This is a genomic window from Actinokineospora spheciospongiae (assembly GCF_003182415.1).
Lineage (GTDB): Bacteria > Actinomycetota > Actinomycetes > Mycobacteriales > Pseudonocardiaceae > Actinokineospora > Actinokineospora spheciospongiae.
This window is the reverse complement of record NZ_QHCP01000003.1, coordinates 223,578-241,946: the sequence shown is the minus strand read 5'-3', so window position 1 is coordinate 241,946 and position 18,369 is coordinate 223,578. Positions and strand designations below refer to the sequence as shown.

The 18,369-nt window shown below is 72.1% G+C and carries 20 protein-coding genes and 1 tRNA gene; 12 read left to right on the top strand and 9 right to left on the bottom strand.

The genetic code is table 11. The features are described 5' to 3' along the window. The first annotated feature begins 292 nt into the window (after window positions 1-292). On the top strand, window positions 293-1,237 hold the full coding sequence (locus DFQ13_RS34895) for a GNAT family N-acetyltransferase (RefSeq protein ID WP_233438327.1): 945 nt from the start codon (window positions 293-295) through the stop codon (window positions 1,235-1,237). Between the two features lie 7 nt (window positions 1,238-1,244). On the opposite strand, the gene DFQ13_RS08610 is transcribed toward DFQ13_RS34895, so the two are convergent. Beyond that, window positions 1,245-2,240 (bottom strand): DNA glycosylase AlkZ-like family protein, encoded by a 996-nt coding sequence (locus DFQ13_RS08610; RefSeq protein ID WP_110079454.1) that lies wholly within the window; start codon window positions 2,238-2,240, stop codon window positions 1,245-1,247. Between the two features lie 2 nt (window positions 2,241-2,242). Next, window positions 2,243-2,659 carry a VOC family protein gene (locus DFQ13_RS08605; RefSeq protein ID WP_110079453.1) on the bottom strand — a complete coding sequence of 139 codons (417 nt, stop codon included), beginning with the start codon at window positions 2,657-2,659 and terminating at the stop codon, window positions 2,243-2,245. A 93-nt stretch (window positions 2,660-2,752) separates the two neighbouring features. On the opposite strand from DFQ13_RS08605, the gene DFQ13_RS08600 reads away from it, so the two are divergent. Together DFQ13_RS08600 and DFQ13_RS08595 are read left to right on the top strand one after the other, a co-directional pair. Then, window positions 2,753-3,259: a sigma-70 family RNA polymerase sigma factor gene (locus DFQ13_RS08600; protein WP_035279458.1), complete on the top strand. Its 507-nt coding sequence runs from the start codon at window positions 2,753-2,755 to the stop codon at window positions 3,257-3,259. Then, window positions 3,256-4,437: a hypothetical protein gene (locus DFQ13_RS08595; RefSeq protein WP_110079452.1), complete on the top strand. Its 1,182-nt coding sequence runs from the start codon at window positions 3,256-3,258 to the stop codon at window positions 4,435-4,437. The genes DFQ13_RS08600 and DFQ13_RS08595 overlap by 4 nt, the downstream gene beginning before the upstream one ends. A 59-nt stretch (window positions 4,438-4,496) precedes the next feature. Here DFQ13_RS08595 and DFQ13_RS08590 read toward each other — a convergent pair whose 3' ends face one another. Beyond that, complete coding sequence (locus DFQ13_RS08590) at window positions 4,497-4,985, bottom strand: hypothetical protein (RefSeq protein ID WP_146241167.1); 489 nt, start codon at window positions 4,983-4,985, stop codon at window positions 4,497-4,499. 594 nt (window positions 4,986-5,579) lie between these two features. On the opposite strand from DFQ13_RS08590, the gene DFQ13_RS08585 reads away from it, so the two are divergent. Further along, window positions 5,580-5,801, top strand: coding sequence for a type II toxin-antitoxin system HicB family antitoxin (locus DFQ13_RS08585; RefSeq protein ID WP_035279449.1), 222 nt, complete (start codon window positions 5,580-5,582; stop codon window positions 5,799-5,801). Then, window positions 5,798-5,947 carry a type II toxin-antitoxin system HicA family toxin gene (locus DFQ13_RS34375; RefSeq protein ID WP_200873317.1) on the top strand — a complete coding sequence of 50 codons (150 nt, stop codon included), beginning with the start codon at window positions 5,798-5,800 and terminating at the stop codon, window positions 5,945-5,947. The genes DFQ13_RS08585 and DFQ13_RS34375 overlap by 4 nt, the downstream gene beginning before the upstream one ends. A gap of 130 nt (window positions 5,948-6,077) precedes the next feature. On the opposite strand, the gene DFQ13_RS08575 is transcribed toward DFQ13_RS34375, so the two are convergent. Continuing rightward, a tRNA-Tyr gene (locus tag DFQ13_RS08575) sits at window positions 6,078-6,158 on the bottom strand. 152 nt (window positions 6,159-6,310) lie between these two features. Between DFQ13_RS08575 and DFQ13_RS08570 the strand changes: the two genes are divergently transcribed. Both DFQ13_RS08570 and rfbA read left to right on the top strand, forming a co-directional pair. After that, entirely contained in the window at window positions 6,311-6,802 is a 492-nt protein-coding gene (locus tag DFQ13_RS08570; RefSeq protein WP_035279447.1) for a YajQ family cyclic di-GMP-binding protein, read from the top strand. Window positions 6,803-7,244: 442 nt separating this feature from the next. After that, window positions 7,245-8,126, top strand: a complete 882-nt coding sequence (gene rfbA, locus DFQ13_RS08565) for a glucose-1-phosphate thymidylyltransferase RfbA (protein ID WP_110079451.1) — start codon at window positions 7,245-7,247, stop codon at window positions 8,124-8,126. 22 nt (window positions 8,127-8,148) lie between these two features. Here the strand turns inward: rfbA and DFQ13_RS08560 are convergent, their stop codons facing one another. From DFQ13_RS08560 to DFQ13_RS08550, 3 genes are all read right to left on the bottom strand, one after another. After that, window positions 8,149-11,076, bottom strand: a complete 2,928-nt coding sequence (locus tag DFQ13_RS08560) for an NACHT domain-containing protein (RefSeq protein WP_110079450.1) — start codon at window positions 11,074-11,076, stop codon at window positions 8,149-8,151. Between the two features lie 45 nt (window positions 11,077-11,121). Then, entirely contained in the window at window positions 11,122-11,985 is an 864-nt protein-coding gene (htpX, locus tag DFQ13_RS08555; RefSeq protein WP_110079449.1) for a zinc metalloprotease HtpX, read from the bottom strand. An 87-nt stretch (window positions 11,986-12,072) separates the two neighbouring features. Continuing rightward, window positions 12,073-12,852 (bottom strand): siderophore-interacting protein, encoded by a 780-nt coding sequence (locus tag DFQ13_RS08550; protein WP_063935897.1) that lies wholly within the window; start codon window positions 12,850-12,852, stop codon window positions 12,073-12,075. Window positions 12,853-12,933: 81 nt separating this feature from the next. Between DFQ13_RS08550 and DFQ13_RS08545 the strand changes: the two genes are divergently transcribed. Both DFQ13_RS08545 and DFQ13_RS08540 read left to right on the top strand, forming a co-directional pair. After that, window positions 12,934-14,316, top strand: a complete 1,383-nt coding sequence (locus DFQ13_RS08545) for an amidase (protein ID WP_110079448.1) — start codon at window positions 12,934-12,936, stop codon at window positions 14,314-14,316. Beyond that, window positions 14,309-14,854: a TetR/AcrR family transcriptional regulator gene (locus DFQ13_RS08540; protein ID WP_110079447.1), complete on the top strand. Its 546-nt coding sequence runs from the start codon at window positions 14,309-14,311 to the stop codon at window positions 14,852-14,854. Before DFQ13_RS08545 ends, DFQ13_RS08540 begins: the two co-directional genes overlap by 8 nt. Here the strand turns inward: DFQ13_RS08540 and DFQ13_RS33670 are convergent. After that, the gene (locus DFQ13_RS33670; protein ID WP_161784432.1) at window positions 14,835-14,984 is read right to left on the bottom strand and encodes a hypothetical protein; all 150 of its coding nucleotides are present in this window, start codon (window positions 14,982-14,984) and stop codon (window positions 14,835-14,837) included. The two genes, DFQ13_RS08540 and DFQ13_RS33670, sit on opposite strands and share 20 nt — an antisense overlap. 217 nt (window positions 14,985-15,201) lie before the next feature. Here DFQ13_RS33670 and DFQ13_RS08535 point away from each other — a divergent pair, with 217 nt between their 5' ends. Next, window positions 15,202-15,834 carry an alpha/beta fold hydrolase gene (locus DFQ13_RS08535; RefSeq protein WP_110079446.1) on the top strand — a complete coding sequence of 211 codons (633 nt, stop codon included), beginning with the start codon at window positions 15,202-15,204 and terminating at the stop codon, window positions 15,832-15,834. Window positions 15,835-15,943: 109 nt separating this feature from the next. Here DFQ13_RS08535 and ddaH read toward each other — a convergent pair whose 3' ends face one another. Next, window positions 15,944-16,834, bottom strand: coding sequence for a dimethylargininase (gene ddaH / locus DFQ13_RS08530; RefSeq protein ID WP_084175341.1), 891 nt, complete (start codon window positions 16,832-16,834; stop codon window positions 15,944-15,946). Window positions 16,835-16,908: 74 nt separating this feature from the next. Here ddaH and DFQ13_RS08525 point away from each other — a divergent pair, with 74 nt between their 5' ends. Then, entirely contained in the window at window positions 16,909-17,358 is a 450-nt protein-coding gene (locus DFQ13_RS08525; RefSeq protein ID WP_035279433.1) for an Lrp/AsnC family transcriptional regulator, read from the top strand. A gap of 84 nt (window positions 17,359-17,442) precedes the next feature. Next, window positions 17,443-18,207, top strand: coding sequence for an enoyl-CoA hydratase (locus DFQ13_RS08520; RefSeq protein WP_110079445.1), 765 nt, complete (start codon window positions 17,443-17,445; stop codon window positions 18,205-18,207). Window positions 18,208-18,369: the final 162 nt, after the last annotated feature.

Below are 18,369 nucleotides of genomic sequence, written 5' to 3'. Positions count from 1 at the left end.
CGCCGCGGGGCACCCACCGGGCCACCAGCGACGACCGCCCGGCCCGCTCCCGCTCAAGTCCTGGCCCAGGCGCAGCGCGGAGATCCACTCCACGCACCCCCGGGGCCGCCGGGGACCCCGACCGACACGAGCCGCCTTCTCCGGTCGGGGTGCGGCGACAATCACCCCACTGGCGCAACGCCGTCCCAACGCAGAGACACCGAGCTCGTCCCCCGGCATCACCCACCCGAACGAGGAACCGTCCCGCCCCGATCGCGGCACGCCGGGCCGGTCGCTGCGCTTGGATGGCCGCGTGAGCCCCGCCGATCCCACCCCAGACCTCACCGCCGTCGCCGCCGTCGCCGACGAGCACGCCGCCCGCCTGGCGGACCTGGACCCGTTGCTGCCCGCGCCCCCGCCCCTGTCCCCCGGCGCGGGCAAGCTGATCACCGCCCCCGCGGGCGCGGCGATCGCCTGGTACCAGGAATCCGCGGTCGGCACGGCGGCGCGCACCTGGGACCCGGCGAAGCGGCACAACCTGGAGGTCCGCCTGGCGGGCGCGGACCGGGCCACCACCCTCGGCGCCCTCCTCGACACCTGGTTCGACCTGCTGCACGGCGCCACCACCCCCGGCGACACCGACTCGGCGGCGGTCCTGGAACTCCCCAGCCGCGACACCGAGGCGGTCCTGGCCCTGGTCCACCGCGGTTTCGCCCCGGTCAGCACCATCGCCGCCCGCACCGCGGGCCGCCCCGGCCCGAACCCGCCGACGGGCGCCACCATCCGCCCCGCCACCCCGGACGACCTCGACACCCTCGTGGCCCTCAACCTGGAGGTCGTCGAGTACGACGCCCCCTTCGGGAAGGTCACCCCCCGCGAGGACACCGCCGAGGCCCTGCGCAACCAACTGGTGTTCCTCTTGGGGGAGCCCCGGCCCGCGGTCTGGGTGGCCGTGCGCGGCGACCGCGTCCTCGGCCACGTCCACCTCCAGCTCCCACCCACCTCGCGGTGGGCCCGCCGCTACACCTCGGCGCCGGAGGTGGCCTACCTGGCCAGCCTCGGCGTCACCGCGGCCGAGCGCGGCACCGGGATCGGCTCGGCCCTCGCCGCGCACGCCCACCGGGTCCTCGACGACGAGGGCATCCCGGTGACCCTCCTGCACCACGCCCTGCCCAACCCCCGCTCCACGCCGTTCTGGTACTCCCACGGCTACCGCCCGCTGTGGACGATGTGGCTGCGCCGCCCGGTCCGCCGCTGACCGGTCCTCAGGCCCGTTCCAGCAGCGTCAACGGCTGCCCCAGGAACCGGCCCAGCTCCCCCGTCTCCACCCGCAGCAGCGACCCCACCCCGCGCGGCAGGATCGCGAACGGCGCCACCCGCACCTCGTCTCCCTCCAGCCCCCACGTCCCCACCGCGGCCCCGTCCACCAGGACAACCGGGTTCACCACCCCGTCGCCCTCCTGCACGCGCCCCTCGAACCCCGAGGGCACCACGAACGCCCGCGACCGGTACGCCGACAGGTACGGGTCCGAGTGCCCCAGCAGCCGCGCGGTCCGGGGCGGCTCCGGCCGCGCGGCGGGCGGGTACAGCCCGGCGAACGCCGCCTTGGCCTTGCCGGTGGGCAGCCCGGACCAGGTGGCGAAGTCCTCCCACCCGGCGGGCGCGTGCCCGTCGAGGTAGCGCAGGGCGAGCCGGTTCAGCAGCACCGCCTCGTCCTCGACCACCGGTTCCGCGCGCAGGAACGTCGGCTCCCCGTCCCGGTCGGCGACCCGGACGACCTCCCCGGCCATCGCCGCGTGCGCGACCAACTGCGCGAAGGCCCGGCTGTCGTCCAGCGCCATCCCCGCCGCGGCCAGGTCGGCCAGCAGTTCCGGGTGCGTGCGCGGGACCACCGCGGCCTCGGCGACCACCTTCGTGCCGTGCGCGACCCTGGCGTCGTCGAGCCCGAGCCGGTGCCTGCGCTCCCGCAGCCCGTGCGCGGCCCGCGGCCCCAGCAGGGCGACCAGCCAGCCCGCGTCCGCCGCTGCGACCAGGTGCAGGGCGCCGCGCATCGCCCAGGTCCGCACCACGGAACCGGAGGTGATCGCGTCGTCCACGTCGGCGAGCACCAACCCGTCCGTGCGGGCGCGGACGGCCAGGGCGGCGGCGAACACGTCGCGGGCGGGCACGCCCACCACCCGCCGGACGGCGTCGGCGACGGCCTTCGGGCGGGGACCGGCGAGGCCCTGGGACACGGTCCGCGAGACGAGGTCGAGGTCCATCGTCAGCGGGCGAAGAGCTGGTCGCGGTCGGCGAAGGCCTTGAACTCCAGGGCGTTGCCCGCCGGGTCGCGCAGGAACATGGTCCACTGCTCACCGGGCTGCCCGGGGAAGCGCACGTGCGGCTCGATGACGAACTCGGTCCCGGCCGCGCGCAGGCGCCCGGCCAGGGCCTGGAAGTCGGGGACGTCGAGGACCAGGCCGAAGTGCGGGACCGGGACCCCGTGGCCGTCGACGGCGTTGACGGCCACGTCGCCGCGCCCGCCCGGGGCGAGGTGGGTGACCAACTGGTGGCCCCCCAGGTCCCAGTCGACCCAGGTGTCGGCCTCCCGCCCCCGCGGGCACCCGATCAGCTCGCCGTAGAAGCGGCGGGCGGCGTCGAGGTCGTCGACCGGGATGGCGAGGTGGAAGGCGGTGCTCATGGCCGCACGGTAGCGCGGGCGGGGAGATTCCCGCCGGGCACGGCAACCTTCCGGGCGACCGGGCGGTCTGGGGAGTGGATCGGGAGGTAAGACGTGCCGGGTGACCCGGACTTCGACGCGTTCGTCCGCGAGCGGTACGACCAACTGCTGCGCTACGCCCTGATGCTCGCCGGACGCCGGACCGACGCGGAGGAGATCGTGCAGGAGGCGCTGCTGCGCTGCCTGGCCCGGTGGCGCCGGGTGCCCGCGGACAACGCGGTCGCCTACGCGCGCAAGGCCGTCTACCACGAGTTCCTGCGGACCGTCCGGCGCAAGCCGCCGGTGCCGCTGGCGGAGTACGCCGAGCAGTTGGACGTGGCGGACTTCTCCCGGGCGGTCGACAACCGCCACCACGTGCTGGCGGTGCTGCAGCAGCTCCCCGCCCGGCAGCGGGCGGCGGTCGTGTGCCGGGTGGTCCTGGACATGACCGAGGCGCAGGCCGCCAGGGAACTGGGCTGTGCCGTGGGCACGGTGAAGTCGCTGACCAGCAGAGGGCTGGCCAGGGTGCGCGAGCTGTGGGGGGCCGACGAGCCCGCCGCGCCGGGGAGGAGGAGGCCGTGATCGCGGGAGGACAGGACGAGACCCACCGGACGGCCACCCGACTCCGGCGCGAACTCGACGCGGTCGAGGTCCACGGGGACGGCGCCGCGGTCGACGGGGTGCTGCGGCGGCTGCACCAGCGCAGGCACGCCCAGCGGCGGCAGCGCGCGCTGGTGTCGGTCACCGCGGCGGTGGTGGCACTGGCACTGGTGGTGGGCGGGTTCGCGGCCCGGGACCGGGGCACGGAGGTACCCCCCGCCGCCCCGGTCACCGAGTGGACCCCGCGCGGCAACCTCGTCGGCGATGGGGAGCTGGCCGACCGGGCCCGCGCGGCCTGGCCGGAGGGCGGGGCGTCGCGGGTGGTCTACGCGGGCACCTCACCCAACCGGGCCGCGTCGCTGGTGGTGGTCGTCCTGGTCGCGGTGGACCCCGGCGGCGGAGAACGGGTGGGCTTCGCCACCAGCCCACTCGACGTCCAAGGCACCCCCGACCCGTCGCGGCTGGTGCTGCGCGCCACCGCACCGGTGGCCCGCGGCCAGCGCGCGGTCGGCTTCGTGTCCGCCACGGCCCTGCCCGGGGACGAGGTGCCCGCGGGCGGCGGCTCCATCGGCTTCGCCCTGGCCGAACCGGGAGCGCGGGACGTCACCCTGCACACGTCCGTCCTCGACGACCAAGTGGCGACGCCGTCGGTGGAACCCGGGGTGACCTGGGCGCTGTTCCAGACCGGGGCGGGCGCGTGGAACACGGTGGCCCTGGTGGGTGCGGTGCCGGTGCCGGTCACCGCGGGCGTGGCGGACCCACAGGTCACGGTCACCACGCTGACCCGCACCAGCGACCTGCTGAGCGTCCCGGACGCGGGCCGCACCAGCCTGCTGGCCAGCCCCGAAGGCCTCCTCGGCGTGGTCGCCCCGGACGGGACGGTCACCACGGACCTGGGCGCGGTCCCCGACCTCCCGGTCGCGGTGGCCATCACCGGCACCCCCGGCACCCTCACCACGCTCGACGACACCACGGTTGTCTTCACGCCCAAGGGCAGGACCAAACCCTCCCCCGGCAACCGCATCACCCTCGCCGACCCGGACCACCCCGAGGTCCTGATCAACGTCGGCGTGGTCACCGAGGTGGAACCGGTGGTCCGAGTCCGCCGGTCCGCCACCCCGGACACGGCCACCACCGTCCTGCGGGTGGACGGCCTGTGAAGCCCACCTCCAGGACGAGGACGGGGCGGTTGTCGCCGCCCCGTCCTCGGACCAGGGGGTCAGATGGGCGAGGTCCAACCGTTGCCCCACACCCGGGCACCGAGGTTCCAGTCCTTGTAGATGCGGAAGTAGTGCTCGTGCCCGGAGGACAGGCCCGACCAGCAGTAGCCGTAGTAGCCGCCGTTGAGCGAGTACCGGGCGGTGAGGCCCTTCTTGGTGTCGGTGCCGTAGGCGTCCCACATCTCGACCTTCACCTCCCGCTGGTAGTAGCTCGGGTCAGCGCTCCCGGTCCCCCGCAGGCTCACGCACGCCCGCCCCAGAACAGGCCAGAAGGTCCGCGAGGCAAGGCTGACGGTGAAGTCGAAGTTGAAGTTGAACGGCAGGAACGCCGCCTGCACCCCCACCTCCCCAGTCGCCCGATCCGCCCCGGTGTCCGGCACCAACTCCACCTTCACCGCCCCCGAAGGCGGCTCCCCCTCCACCACCCGGGCGACGACCTCCCCCTCCCGCTTGCCCTTGTCCTTGTCCGCCGAAGCCGAAGCACCCACCCCGGAGCCCCCCAACACCGCGACAACCGCGAATACCGCACCCACACGTCTTTTCCACGCCATCTCAGCAAACCCCCTGCGTAGGACCAATCGGTTCGGAGCCGAAAACTAACCACCCCCACCCCTCCCGACGTCCCTCTTGCGGGTGATCCACCCTCGACTTCACCGGCTTACCAGCAGAGATCCATCAAACGCGCCACCGCGCTACCACAGAAAGCCCAACCACCCCCCACCATTCGGCAGCACACCCGAATTCGATCGATTGTTCCCATGCTTTCCGCAGCCCAGCCAGCCGCGGAAAGGGCAGTCCCCAACGCCGCGGGGACCGGCCGCACCACAGGGGGCGCGGCCGGCCCCCGCCCGAAACCCCGAGCACGCATTCCCGCATCGGCAATGCTGACCACACGGCCGCCGGTGCCGAATACGACATCAGCGCAATTGCCCGGCAAGCCGAACCCGGCGTTCACAGGAGACACGGGACCTGATGAGGCGGGAGACCGTTAGCAAACAGCGAACGCACCCACGACTGCCAACGCGTGACCGGCCCGGCGTCTGCGGGAGACACGTGGCCTGGGCAGGTGGACACTGGGGCACATGAGCGAACAGCGAACGCTGACCGCAGCAGTGCACCAGCAAGAGGACTGGTTCATCGCCCAATGCCTGGAGGTGGACGTTGCCAGCCAGGGCCAATCGATCCAAGAGGCCCTGGCCAACCTCCGCGAAGCCGTTGAACTGTACTTCGCGGAGGTTCCCGAGGCGGAGGTCACCACTACGCCCCTGGTCACCTCGTTCCAGATCCCAGCCACCGCCGCGTGAGTTCAGCCCTGTCCAACCTCTCGGTCAAGAAGGTGATCCGCGCGCTCGATGCCGTCGGCTTCGATTTCACCCGCACCAAAGGCAGCCATGCCGTCCACCGCAACGCCGACGGACGCACCGTGACCATCCCGTGCACGGCACAGTGAAGCGCGGCGCCCTCGCCTCCACCATCCGCCGAGCGGGATTGACACCGGCGGAGTTCTTGGCGCTGCTCCAACAGAAGACCAAACCGCAACAAAGGCCCGTGTTCTCGCAGTGAGAACACGGGCCTTGCTGTGGCGGGTAGAGGATTCGAACCTCTGTAGCTTTCGCGACGGATTTACAGTCCGCTCCCATTGGCCGCTCGGGCAACCCGCCGGGTGTCCACCACTGTGGACGACGGAGACCTTACCCAATGCCCCCGGGGCTCCGCCAACGGGTACCCCCTGACGCGCGGGGGTGGGGGTGGGGCGGGCGGCGGTAGCATCCACGGGACCCCAGTGAGCCCTGAACGCGGAGGTGCGAGACACGTGGCGGACCCGTCATTCGACGTGGTGAGCAAGGTTGACCGGCAAGAGGTGGACAACGCGCTCAACCAGGCGGCCAAGGAGTTGGCGAACCGCTTCGACTTCCGCGGTACTGGGGCGGAGGTGAGCTGGGCCGGGGACGAGGCGATCACCATCAAGGCCGAGACCAAGGAGCGGTGCACCGCCGCCATCGAGGTGTTCAAGGAGAAGCTGGTCAAGCGCAACGTCTCCCAGAAGGCCTTCGACGTGGGTGAGCCCACGCTGTCGGGGAAGACGTACCGGGTGACCGGGACGCTGGTGCAGGGCATCAGCAGCGAGAAGGCCAAGGAGATCGGCAAGAAGATCCGCGAGGAGGCCCCCAAGGGCGTCCAGGCGCAGATCCAGGGCGACCAGCTACGCGTCTCGGCCAAGAAGAAGGACCACCTGCAGGAGGTCATCGCCCTGCTCAAGGCGAGCGACTTCGGCATCGCGCTCCAGTTCACGAACTACCGCTGACCGGCGGCCACCGCATCTCGGCTGTCGCCGCATCTCGGGGGGCGGCCACCGCATCTCGACGGCGGGGGCTGCGTCTCGAGGAGGGTGCCACGCCTCGTCGGTGGGCACCGCGTCTTGACGATGGGCATCGCATCTCGGTGGCGGGTGTCGGCGCTTGGTGGTGGGCACCGCATCTCGGTGGCGGGCACGGCGTCTCGAGGGCGGGTGCCGGGGCTTGGCGGCGGGGGTGCGGTGGTGGGGCCGAGTGGGCGTCCGGCGGGCCGCGAGTGGCGGCGGGCAGGGTTGCGCAATCGGGAGCAGTGGTGGCGCTCGGGGCGCGGCAGGGTGGCGGGACGAACCGGGCGAGGAGCCCCGGTCGGTCGCGGTAGCCTCGACTCCGAGGGATCGGGGGCCGGGGGGCGTGCGGGACCGGTCAGATCAAGGACTTACGACAGGAGCCGTGATGAAGGGCATCGTTCTCGCCGGGGGTAGTGGGACCCGGTTGCACCCCATCACCCAGGCGGTGTCGAAGCAGTTGCTGCCGGTGTACGACAAGCCGATGATCTACTACCCGGTGTCGGTGCTGATGCTGGCCGGGATTCGGGACATCCTGATCATTTCGACGCCGACCGACCTGCCGAACTTCCAGCGGTTGCTGGGGGACGGGTCGCAGTTCGGGGTGCGCTTCAGCTACGCCGAGCAGGCGGCGCCGAACGGGCTGGCCGAGGCCTTCATCATCGGTGAGGAGTTCATCGGGTCCGACGACGTGGCGCTGGTGCTCGGGGACAACATCTTCTTCGGGGTGGGCTTCTCGCACCTGATGAAGGCCCACGTCTCCGACATCGACGGCGCGGTGCTGTTCGGCTACCCGGTCAAGGACCCCGAGCGCTACGGCGTCGGCGAGGTCGACGAGAACGGGATGCTGGTCTCCATCGAGGAGAAGCCGCTCGAGCCGAAGTCGAACCGGGCGATCACCGGGCTCTACTTCTACGACAACGACGTGGTGAAGATCGCCAAGGGGCTGGAGCCCTCCCCGCGCGGCGAGCTGGAGATCACCGACGTGAACCTGGAGTACCTGCGGCAGGGGCGGGCCCGGCTGCTGGACCTGGGCCGCGGGTTCGCCTGGCTGGACACCGGCACGCACGACTCGCTGCTGGAGGCGGGGCAGTTCGTGCAGGTGCTGGAGCACCGGACCGGGGTTCGGCTCGCCTGCCTGGAGGAGATCGCCCTGGACCGCGGGTTCATCTCCGCCGACGAGGCGTACGCGCTGGGCGCGAAGCTGGCGAAGTCCGGTTACGGCCAGTACGTGATGCAGTTGGCCAAGGCCGCGGGCGCCACCGGCTGACCACCGGGCTCCCCGGGTTCGCTCAGAACTTGGGGAGCCTGATGTCGACGCTTCCGAGGTAGTCGGCGATGGTGCCGACCGGGAAGTTGGCCAGGCGTTCAGGGGTCAGCGTTCGGAGGAGTTCCGCCCAGTATGGGGTCCGGTCGTTCTCGACCTCGGAGAGCAACCGGTCGAACACCTCCCGGTAGTGGTGGTACGCCAGCATCATGGGCAGGGGCGAGGGCGGGTTCAGCAGCGGCAACCGCAGGAGCCAGCGGAGATAGCGTTCGACGAACTTCGGTCCCCAGTCGCCGCAGCGCACGGCCAGCACGCCGTAGGCGAGGTTGGCGACCTCCGCCATTTCCTGCACCTCGGTCCAATCCGGCGGAGTCAGGAAACCATAGGCCAACGAGTCGGGTTGGACGAGCAGTGCGGTCAGCCAGCCCGAGCAGTGGACCGCCCAGTCATTTCCCCTGCCGAATCCGCTGTAGTGCCGGTCGAGGACGACCGCAACGCTGAACTGTTCCAGGACCGCACGGCGGCCTCGCAGGTGTTGCGCGTCGAGGAGGTCCAAGCCGGTGGTGGACGCGCCCGGTGAGGAGCGGATTTTGCCGCTCGCGAAGTTGAACACGCCGAACAGCGAGCGGTAGCCATCGCTGTCCAAGCCCGCGGCCCAGAGGTCGGCCAAGGCGATCCACCGGCTGTCCGTTTCGTCCTGCGGCCACACGGTCTCCGGGTCGATCGGAGCGATGGTGGCGCGGAGCAGGAACAGGTTGGCCGAGTACGCCGCGCTGGCGCGGATGTGGTCAGCGGGGAGGGGGCGGTACTCGGGGTGGCGGTTCCCGGGTGGGCGATGCGTGGGGAGCAGGAGGTCTAGGGCCGCCGCGATGTCGTCGGCTTCGTCGCCCAGGGTGTCGAACAGTTGGGTGATGAAGGCCAGCACCGGGCGTTGGGTGGTGAGGGGTTGGTACGACAGCAGGGTGAACAGCAGGTCGTCGTCGGGGTGGTGGCGTTTGCGGCGGGCGAAGGTTCCTTCGGCCAGGTCGCGGAGGACGTCGACGACGCGGGCCGCCACCAGGTACTCGTTGAAGGTGGCGTGCAGGAACTCGTAGCTGCGGTGGACGGTTCCTGTGGTCGCCTCGGCGGAGTGGACGAAGAAGAACTCACCCAGGAGTTTGCCGCCGTCGGGGACCTGCTCGCCCAGGGCGAGTAGGTCGGCGGTGAGTTCTGCTTCGGTGATGGACTGGCGGCCTCGGTTGAACATGCCCAGGGCCGCAACGGAAAGCCGGGTCAACTGGGTTTCCACGGCCTCCTCGAACTCCGCGTCCGGGGGGACTCGGCCCGCCTGCTTGGTGACCTCGCGGCGGGCGTAGGTGTCGAACAGGCGGCCGTACAGTTCGGACTCCGACAGGTCCTCCACCGGGCCCACCGCCGGGTCGGTGAAGTACAGCGTCAGCATCAGCAGCAGGAGCGGCTGGCGGGCCAGTTCTCCTTGCGCCTTGGCGGTTTCCGCGTCCATCGGGCGGGTGTTGTGCTGGTTCCACGCCGACACCCACTGGTCGATCTGGGCGTCGTCGAACTCCTCCAGTTTGACCACGGGGGTTGCGTCCGGGAGGCGGACCCGTTCGGCCACCAGGGTTCGGGAGGTGACGACCACCGCCACCGGGCGGCCCATGGCGGCTTCGCGGCGCTGGAACTCGACCACGTCGGTGAGGTAGCCGCCTCGGTCGTTCGTGGTGGCCTGGAGGAGTTCGTCGAGACCGTCCAAGAGGACCACGCGGACGGTGTCGGCGCTCTGGTCGGCGAGGGCGGACCAGTCGACGCGGCCGTGGGTGGACTGGGAGAGGGCTTCGCGGATCTGGTCGGCGATGTGGGCGTCCGCGTCGACTCGGCGCAGGGGGACTCGGATGACCGTGTACGTCGAGTCCGGGAGGCGGGCGGCGAGGACCTTGGTGAGCAGGGACTTGCCTGCGCCGGGGTGGCCCAGGAGCAGCAGTGGGCGTTTGGTGGCCTCGCCGGTGAGGAAGTGGCGGGCGAGGACCAGGTCCAGGTCTTCGCCCAGGGAGATTTCCTGCCACCACTGCTCGTCGCCGAGGCGGGAGCCGCGGCTGGCGTACCAGGCGCGGAAGCGGGGGGTGATGAAGATGTCCGAGACCGCCGGGAAGACCGCGTCGGTGCCGTAGCCGTCGGTGTCCACGTCGATGATCGGGCGGTCGAGTTCGGCTCGGTTGATCGCGCGGACGGTGTCGCGGAGGTCGCGGGGCTGGGCGGCGACGGGGGTGGTGAGCAGGGATTCCAAACGGGCCAGGGCGGAGCGGGTGGCGGCGTGTTCGCCGAGGTCGGACCAGACCTTGAACTCGGGGACTGTGGCGGCGAGGATCAGGTAGGAGTCGCGGTAGGCGGATTCGACCAGGGCGAGCAGTTGGGGGATCTGGCGGGGGCTGGCGTCGAGGTCGAGGCCGTCGAGGAAGTGGAAGACCTCGTTCAGCAGGCTCATCGCCCAGGAGCGGACCACGGCGGTGTTCTCGTGGAAGCCTCGGACCAGGGACGGGGTGGGCACGTCCGCGGCGTAGAGGGCGCGGACCAGGGACTCGCCCTTGTCCGCCCAGTTCGCGGTGAGGATGCCGAGCTTTTCCGGGTCGGTGAGGTTGGACTCCGGGTAGGCCGCGTGGATGGTGTCGAAGACCGCCGCCGTGGCGATGGTGGTGTGCGCGGCGATGACCAACTGGTGGCGGTCCAGGCCGCCGGTGCGGGTGAGGCGGTCGGACACCGCGTCCAGCGCCTGCCTGGTCAGTGCGGTGGCCTCGTTCTTCTGGTCGACCCAGCCGAACAGGGCCGTGATCGGGGGGATGCCGCCCGCCGCCAGGACCACGCCGCCGAGCAGGCCGTTGAGGCGGGTCAGCCAGGGGCGGTCGTGGTGGCCGAGGATCTGCAGGGCGCCGCGGAAGGTGATCGGCGGGTCTCGTCGCACGTGGCTCAGGTTAGAGGTCGGGCGGGCGGAAATCCCGGGAGTGGATCAGAAGTCCGGGAGGGCCAGGCGTTCCAGGCGGGCGATGCGGTCGGCGATGGGCGGGTGGGTGGAGAACCGCTTGGAGAGGCCGTCGCCGGGGCGGAAGGGGTTGGCGATCATCAGGTGGGACTGGGAGACCAGGGCGGGTTCGGGGGCCAGCGGGGCCACCTGGGTGCCCGCGTCCAGCTTGCGCAGGGCGTTGGCCAGGCCGATCGGGTCGCCGGTCAGCTCCGCGGCGGAGGCGTCGGCCTGGTACTCGCGGGAGCGGCTGACGGCCAGTTGGACGATGGTGGCGGCGATCGGGCCGAGGACGGCCACCAGCAGGAGCATCAACGGGTTGTTGTCCTCGTCGTCGTCATCGCCGAAGAGGCCGGTGAGCAGGGCGAGGCTCGCGACCACGCTGACCGCGCCTGCCAGGGCGCCCGCCACACCGCTGACGAGGATGTCGCGGTTGCGGACGTGCGACAGCTCGTGGGCGAGGACGCCGCGCAGTTCGCGCTCGCTCATCAGGTCGAGCAGGCCGGTGGTGCAGCAGATGGCCGCGTTCCTGGGGTTGCGGCCGGTGGCGAAGGCGTTCGGGGCCTGGGTGGGGCTGAGGTAGAGCCGGGGCATGGGCTGGCGGGCGGCGGTGGCCAGTTCGCGGACGATCCGGTACAGCGCGGGCTGCTCGGCCTGGGAGACCGGGCGGGCGCGCATCGCGCGCAGCGCCAGCCGGTCGGAGTTGAAGAACGCGTAGGCGTTGACCACGAGCGCCACGCCGAGGCCGATCAGCAGGGCCGTGGCGCCGAACAGGGAGCTGACCAGGACGATCAGCGCGCTGAGACCGGCGAGGAGCAGCGCGGTCTTGACCGCGTTGGTGTGGCGGTGCACGGCGCGCTCCTCCCCGGTGTGAAGTCGTTGTTCGGTCCGGAAGGTCAAACGCGGGCCGGGGGCGAGAAGTTCCAACCGGACACTGAGTCAGTTGCCACTCTCGCCCGACCGCCAGTACGTGGTGGGGCGGACCTGCTTGCGCGGGAAACCGCGCTCCTCCAACAGGTGCGCGCGCACGGCCACCATGGCCGCGCGCTCCCCCGCCAGCCACACCTCGGGGGTGCCCCCGGGCAGGTCGGCGGCGCGGATCGCGTCGACGAGGACCGTGCTCTCGCCCGCGGGGGCGTCGCGGTGCAGCCAGGTGACGCCGGGGATGTCCTGCTCCTCGGCGGCGTCGGCGACCTCGACGAACGCGCGCACGGGGGCGGTGACGGCGGTGAGGATGTTGGCGATGGCGGGCAGCGCGGTCTCGTCGCCCGCCAGCAGGTACCAGTCGGCCGCCGGGTCGGGCTGGTAGGCGGGTGAGGGGCCGACGAAGACCACGTCGTCGCCGACCTCGACCCGCGACGCCCAGGCCGAGGCCGGGCCGGAGTCGCCGTGCAGGACGAAGTCGAAGTCGACCTCGTCGGTGGCCGGGTCGTGGCGGCGGATGGTGTACGTCCTGGTCAGCGGGCGGACCTTGGACCACAGGCCGCGCGCGGACTCCAGCGTCAGCGGCTCGGGCAGCTCGGTGCCCTCCGGGTAGAAGTACAGCATCACGTTCTGGTCGGTGCCCGCCCCGGCGAGGTCGGCCAGCGACGGGTCCTGGACGGTCACCCTGGCCAGGCGCGGGGTGACCCGCTGGACGCGGACCACCGGCACGCGCCAGAGCCGGGTCTCCTGCCTGCGCGAGCGGCGGCGGGGCGGGGTGTCGGGGTTCGTGCTCATCGCGGCCCATCCTCACCCTCGTGGCGGGTGGTCGCCAAACCGGCCGCTGTTACTGTTCGTTCGAACGAACAGGAGGCGGCGATGACGACGACACCGGATCTGCGGTTCGCCGGGCTGGTGGCGACCGCGCAAGCGCTTGCCGACGGCGCGGTCACCTCGGTCGAGCTGGTCGACCGGGCCCTGGCGGAGATCGAGGACACCCGGTCGACGCTCAACGCGTTCCGGTTCGTGCGCGACCGGGAGGCGCGCGCCGAGGCCCGCGCGGCCGACCAGCGGCTGCGCGACGGCGAGCGGCTGCCGCTGCTGGGCGTGCCGATCGCGATCAAGGACGACGTGGACCTCGCCGGGGCGCCGACGGCGTTCGGCTGCGCGGGCGAGTTCCCGGTCAAGACCGCCGACTGCGAGCTGGTCCGGCTGCTCAAGGCCTCCGGCGCGGTCGTCGTGGGCAAGACGAACACCCCGGAGTTCGGCCAGTGGCCGATCACCGAGGGCAGCGCGTTCGGGGTGACCCGCAACCCCTGGCGGCTCGACCACAGCCCGGGCGGGTCCTCCGGCGGGTCCGCGGCGGCGGTCGCGGCGGGTGTGGTGCCCGCGGCGGTCGGGTCGGACGGGGCCGGGTCGGTGCGCATCCCGGCCGCGTGGACGCACCTGGTGGGCGTCAAGCCGCAGCGCGGGCGCTTTTCCCCGCTGCCGGAGAAGGAGTTGTTCAACGGCATCACCACCAGTGGCGTGCTGGCCCGCTCGGTGGGGGACGCGGCGCTGCTGTTCGACGTGCTGGCCGACACCGGCACCGCGCACCAGGACGCCGCGCGGACCCCGCCGGGGCGGCTGCGGATCGCGCTGTCGCTGCGCCCGGCGTTCACCGGGCTGCCGGTGGCGCTGGACCCGCAGGTGCGGGCGGCGGTCGTGCGGCTGGCCAGGGTGCTGCGCGGGCTGGGCCACGAGATCGTGCTCGCCGACCCCGCCTACGGCCTGATCGGCCTGAACTTCCTGCCGCGCTCGCTGGGCGGGCTCAACGACTGGCACGGCCGGGTGCCGGACCCGGCGCTGCTGGACCGGCGCACGCGGGACAACGGTCGGATGGGTGGACTGCTCCGCGGTCGGGCGCTGGCCGCCGCGCACGCCACCCTGGGCCTGTTCCACAGGCGGGTCGGCCGGATCTTCGACCGGGCCGACGTGGTGCTCACCCCCACCACGGCCAAACCGCCGCTGCCGGTGGGCGGCATCGACGGCCTGACCGGCTGGCAGACCGACCGGACGATGATCCGGTCGTGCCCGTACGCCTGGCCGTGGAACGTGCTGGGCTGGCCCGGGGTCAACGTGCCCGCGGGGCTGACCGACGACTGGTTGCCGGTGGGGGCGCAACTGCTCGGGCCCGCCGACAGCGAGCCGCTGCTGTTCTCGCTGGCAGCGGAGTTGGAGCAGGTCGAGCGCTGGTACGAGCGGACGCCGCCGCGTGCGTGAGCGCATCCTCCGCGCGGTCCTGCGGGTGATCGGGGCGTCCGGTGTGGCGGGGGTGACCAACCGGCGCGTCGCCGCCGAGGCGGGCGTCTCGCTGGGGTCGATCACCTACCACTTCGCCACGCAGACCGAACTGCTGCGCGAGTCGCTGCTGCTGTTCGTGCGGGAGGAGACGACCAGGCTGACCGCGTTCGCCCGGCAGCAGCGCGGGCCGGTGTCGGTGGAGCAGGCGGCGGCCCTGGTGGAGCAGGTCGTGGAGAGCACGGTGTTCGGCCGGGAGGAGATCGCGCCGCTGGAGCTCTACATCCAGGCGGGCCGCGACCCGTCGCTGCGGGACGCCGCGGCGGAGTGCTTCGCCGCGTACGACGCGCTTGCGCTGTCCGTGCTCACCGGTCTGGGCGTACCCGAGCCGGAGCGGCTGACCGGTCCGGTGGTGGCACTGGTCGCGGGCTTGCAACTGCGCAGGCTGGCGACCGGCGCCGCGGGCTCGACCGGGGTGGCCGAGGCGGTGACCCTGCTGCTCAGGCCTGCGGGCTCGTGAAGACGGGCCGCGGGACGGCGGTGACCGCGTGGGTGACCTTCGGCTGCTCCTCGTGCTCGGGCTCGGGCACGTTCTGGAAGACCGGGACGGGCACCTTGCGGAGGTCGCGGTGCTGGGTGTTCTCGTTCAAGGGCTGTTCCTTACGATGAGGTCCGCGTCCACTCGCTGCGGGAGTCCGCTGCCGAGGGAGGGCGGGAAGAACCCGGCTTGGCCGGATGCGATCGACTGTACGGGAATTCTGGTTGCTCGGGCAGGTATTTCCCCGTGCGGGCCCACATGACACCCGACTCGCTGTGATCGCGATCACTTCCGCGTGTCCACACCGCACCCCGGGAAATCCGCCGCCCATGCCCGCGCTGCGCATCGACGACACGCTCGAACTGCACTACGAGGACTTCGGCGACGGCCCCCCGGTGGTGCTGGTCCACGGCTGGCCGCTGAGCGGCCGGTCCTGGGAAGCCCAGGTCCCCGCCCTGGTCAACAGCGGTCACCGGGTCGTGACCTACGACCGCCGTGGCTTCGGTGAGTCCTCCCAGCCGTGGACCGGCTACGACTACGACACGTTCGCGGCGGACCTCAACGCGCTGCTCGAACACCTCGACCTGCGCAACGCCACCCTGGTCGGCTTCTCCATGGGCGGCGGGGAGGTCGTGCGCCACCTGAGCCGGTACGGCACCTCGCGCGTGTCGCGGGCCGTGCTGGCCGCCGCGGTGCCCCCGTACCTGCTGCGCACCGACGACAACCCGGACGGCGGCCTGGACGAGGCCACGATCGGCGCCTTCCAGCAGGGGGTCCTGACCGACCGCCAGGCCTTCCTGGACGAGTTCACGAAGAACTTCTTCACCGCCGGGTCGACGCTGAAGGTCAGCGAGGCGCAGCGGCGCCACGCCCGCGACATCATCGAGGACGGTCCGCACGGGATCAACGCCTCGCACCCGGAGGAGTTCAACGCCGCGCTGCTGGAGTTCCTGGCGAGCTGAGGTCCGCTCACCGAGGGGGCGCGCGCCCCCTCGGCGGGGTCGGCGACCCGGGCGATCGCGGTGCGGCGCAAGGCCGTCGGCACTGCTCCGCCGCGGAACCGACCGGTGCTCAGCCCCGGAGTTCCATGGTGCAGCACTTGGGGCCGCCGCCGGACTTGCGGAGTTCGGAGATGTCCACCGGGTGGGGGGTGTAGCCGTGGGCTTCGAGTTCGGCCGCGAGGTGGGTGGCCTCGGCGGCGAGGACGACGTTGCGGCCGTCGGAGACGGCGTTGAGGCCCAGGCAGGCGGCGTCCGCCTCGGTGGCGAGGACGGCGTCGGGGTAGAGGCGGCGCAGGGCTGAGCGGGTGCCGGGGCTGAACGCGCCCGGGTAGTAGGCGATGTGGGCCGGGCGGGCGCGGGTGGCCTCGGAGAGCACGACCAGGGCGACGTCGAGGTGGTAGTAGGCCGGGTCGACCAGGGACAGGGAGACCACCGGGACGCCGAGCGCCTCCTGGGCCTCGGCGTGGGCCGCGGGGTCGGTGCGGAAGCCGGTTCCGGCCAGGAGGACCTCGCCGGTCCAGGTGAGGTCGCCCTCGGCCTCGTTGACGCGGGTGGGCATGACGACGTCGCGGTAGCCGTGGTCGAGGAACCAGCGGCGGTAGTGGTCGGCCTCGGCGGCCCGCTGCGGGGCGCGGAAGCGGGCGCCGAGGACCCTGCCGCCGATGACCGTGCCGGAGTTGGCGGCGAAGACCATGTCGGGGAGGCCGTCGACCGGGTCGATGCGCTCGACCCGGTGGCCCAGGGACTCGTAGGTGGCGACGAGGGCGTTCCACTGGGCCACCGCGAGCGCGGTGTCCACCGGTCGGGTGGGGTCCATCCAGGGGTTGATGGAGTACTCGACGGTGAAGTGCCTGGGTTCGCACATGAGGTAGCGGCGGGTGGTCGGGACCCGCTCCGCGTGGGCGACGGCCGCGGTGGGGACGGGCAGCACGAGGGTGGCGGTGCTCGCGGGTGGCGTCATGGATCGAAATCTATTGACCCCGTTGACCTCCTTCAATGTCGCTTCCTTGCCTGTTGACCGGCAGTATGTTGCGTGTGGACGTGATAGATCAGCGAATCATTTCGCGGCTGGTCGCCGACGCTCGGGCGAGCTACGCCGAGATCGGCAAGGCCGTGTCCCTGTCCGCCCCTGCGGTGAAGCGGCGGGTGGACCGGTTGCTGGAGCTGGGGGTGCTCAAGGGGTTCACCGCGGTGGTGAACCCGGAGGCGCTGGGGTGGGGCACCGAGGCCTTCGTCGAGGTGCACTGCCAGGGGAACGTGTCCCCCGACCGGATTCGGCAGCGGCTCGAACCCCTGCCGGAGGTGGTGGCCGCCTACACCGTGTCCGGGTCGGCGGACGCGATCGTGCACCTGCGCGCGGCGAACATCCACCACCTCGAAGAGGCCCTGGAACGCCTGCGCAGCGTCGACATGGTGTCGCGGACGGTCTCCACCGTGGTGCTCTCCACGCTCCTGGAGCGGCCCGCCGGGCCGGAGCCCGGGTGACGGTGGGCGGGGGTGCAGGCAGGGGGTGGTGGCGGAGTCCACACCGGGCGCTGCCCGGGGGTGCGCCGGGCTAGGTTGTCGGCCATGGACAACGCGGTTCTGCTGGAGCGGCGCGACGGCGTCGCCGTGCTCACCCTCAACGACCCCGAGCGGCGCAACGCGCTGACCCTGGCCAGTTCCGCGCGGCTCGCCGACCTCGTGCGGCAGTGCGAGGAGGACCCCGAGGTCTCCGCGATCGTGGTGACCGGCGCTCCGCCCGCCTTCTGCGCGGGTGCCGACCTCACCGTGCTGGGTGAGTCGAAGGCCGAGGGGTTGCGCGGGATCTACGCCGGGTTCCTGGCGGTGGCGAACTCGTCGCTGCCGACGGTCGCGGCCGTGGGGGGTGCGGCGGTGGGGGCCGGGTTGAACCTGGCGCTGGCCGCGGACGTGCGGATCTCCGGGCCGCGCGCCCGCTACGACGCGCGGTTCCTGCAGCTTGGCATCCACCCCGGCGGCGGGATGACCTGGATGTTGCAGCGCGTCGTCGGCCCGCAGACCGCCACGGCGATGACCCTGTTCAAGCAGGTCCCCGACGCCGAGGAGGCGCGGCGGCTGGGGCTGTCCTTCGCGACCGTGGACGGGGACCACGACGCGCTGGTCGCCGCCGCCGTCGAGTTGGCGGCCCCGGCGGCGAGGGGGCCCAGGGAGCTGGTGAAGACGATCAAGCGGACGCTGCGGGCGACCTCGGCGATGACCGGGCACGCCGAGGCGGTGGACGCCGAGCTGGTCGCGCAGGTGGAGTCGATGGGCACGCCCGAGTTCGCCGAGCTGCTGGCGACGATGAAGGCCCGGATCTCCGGCTCGTCCTGACCCCGCGCCCGGTCCAAGCCGCGCTTAAGTCGGCTTTGTGCCGACGACAAGCGCGATCCGGCAGAATCATCCACACAGCGGGAACCGTCGACCAGAGCTTGGGATAGCTGTAACCGCCGGTTACACTAATCGGTACGCCCATATCCCATCGCCACCCGGCGT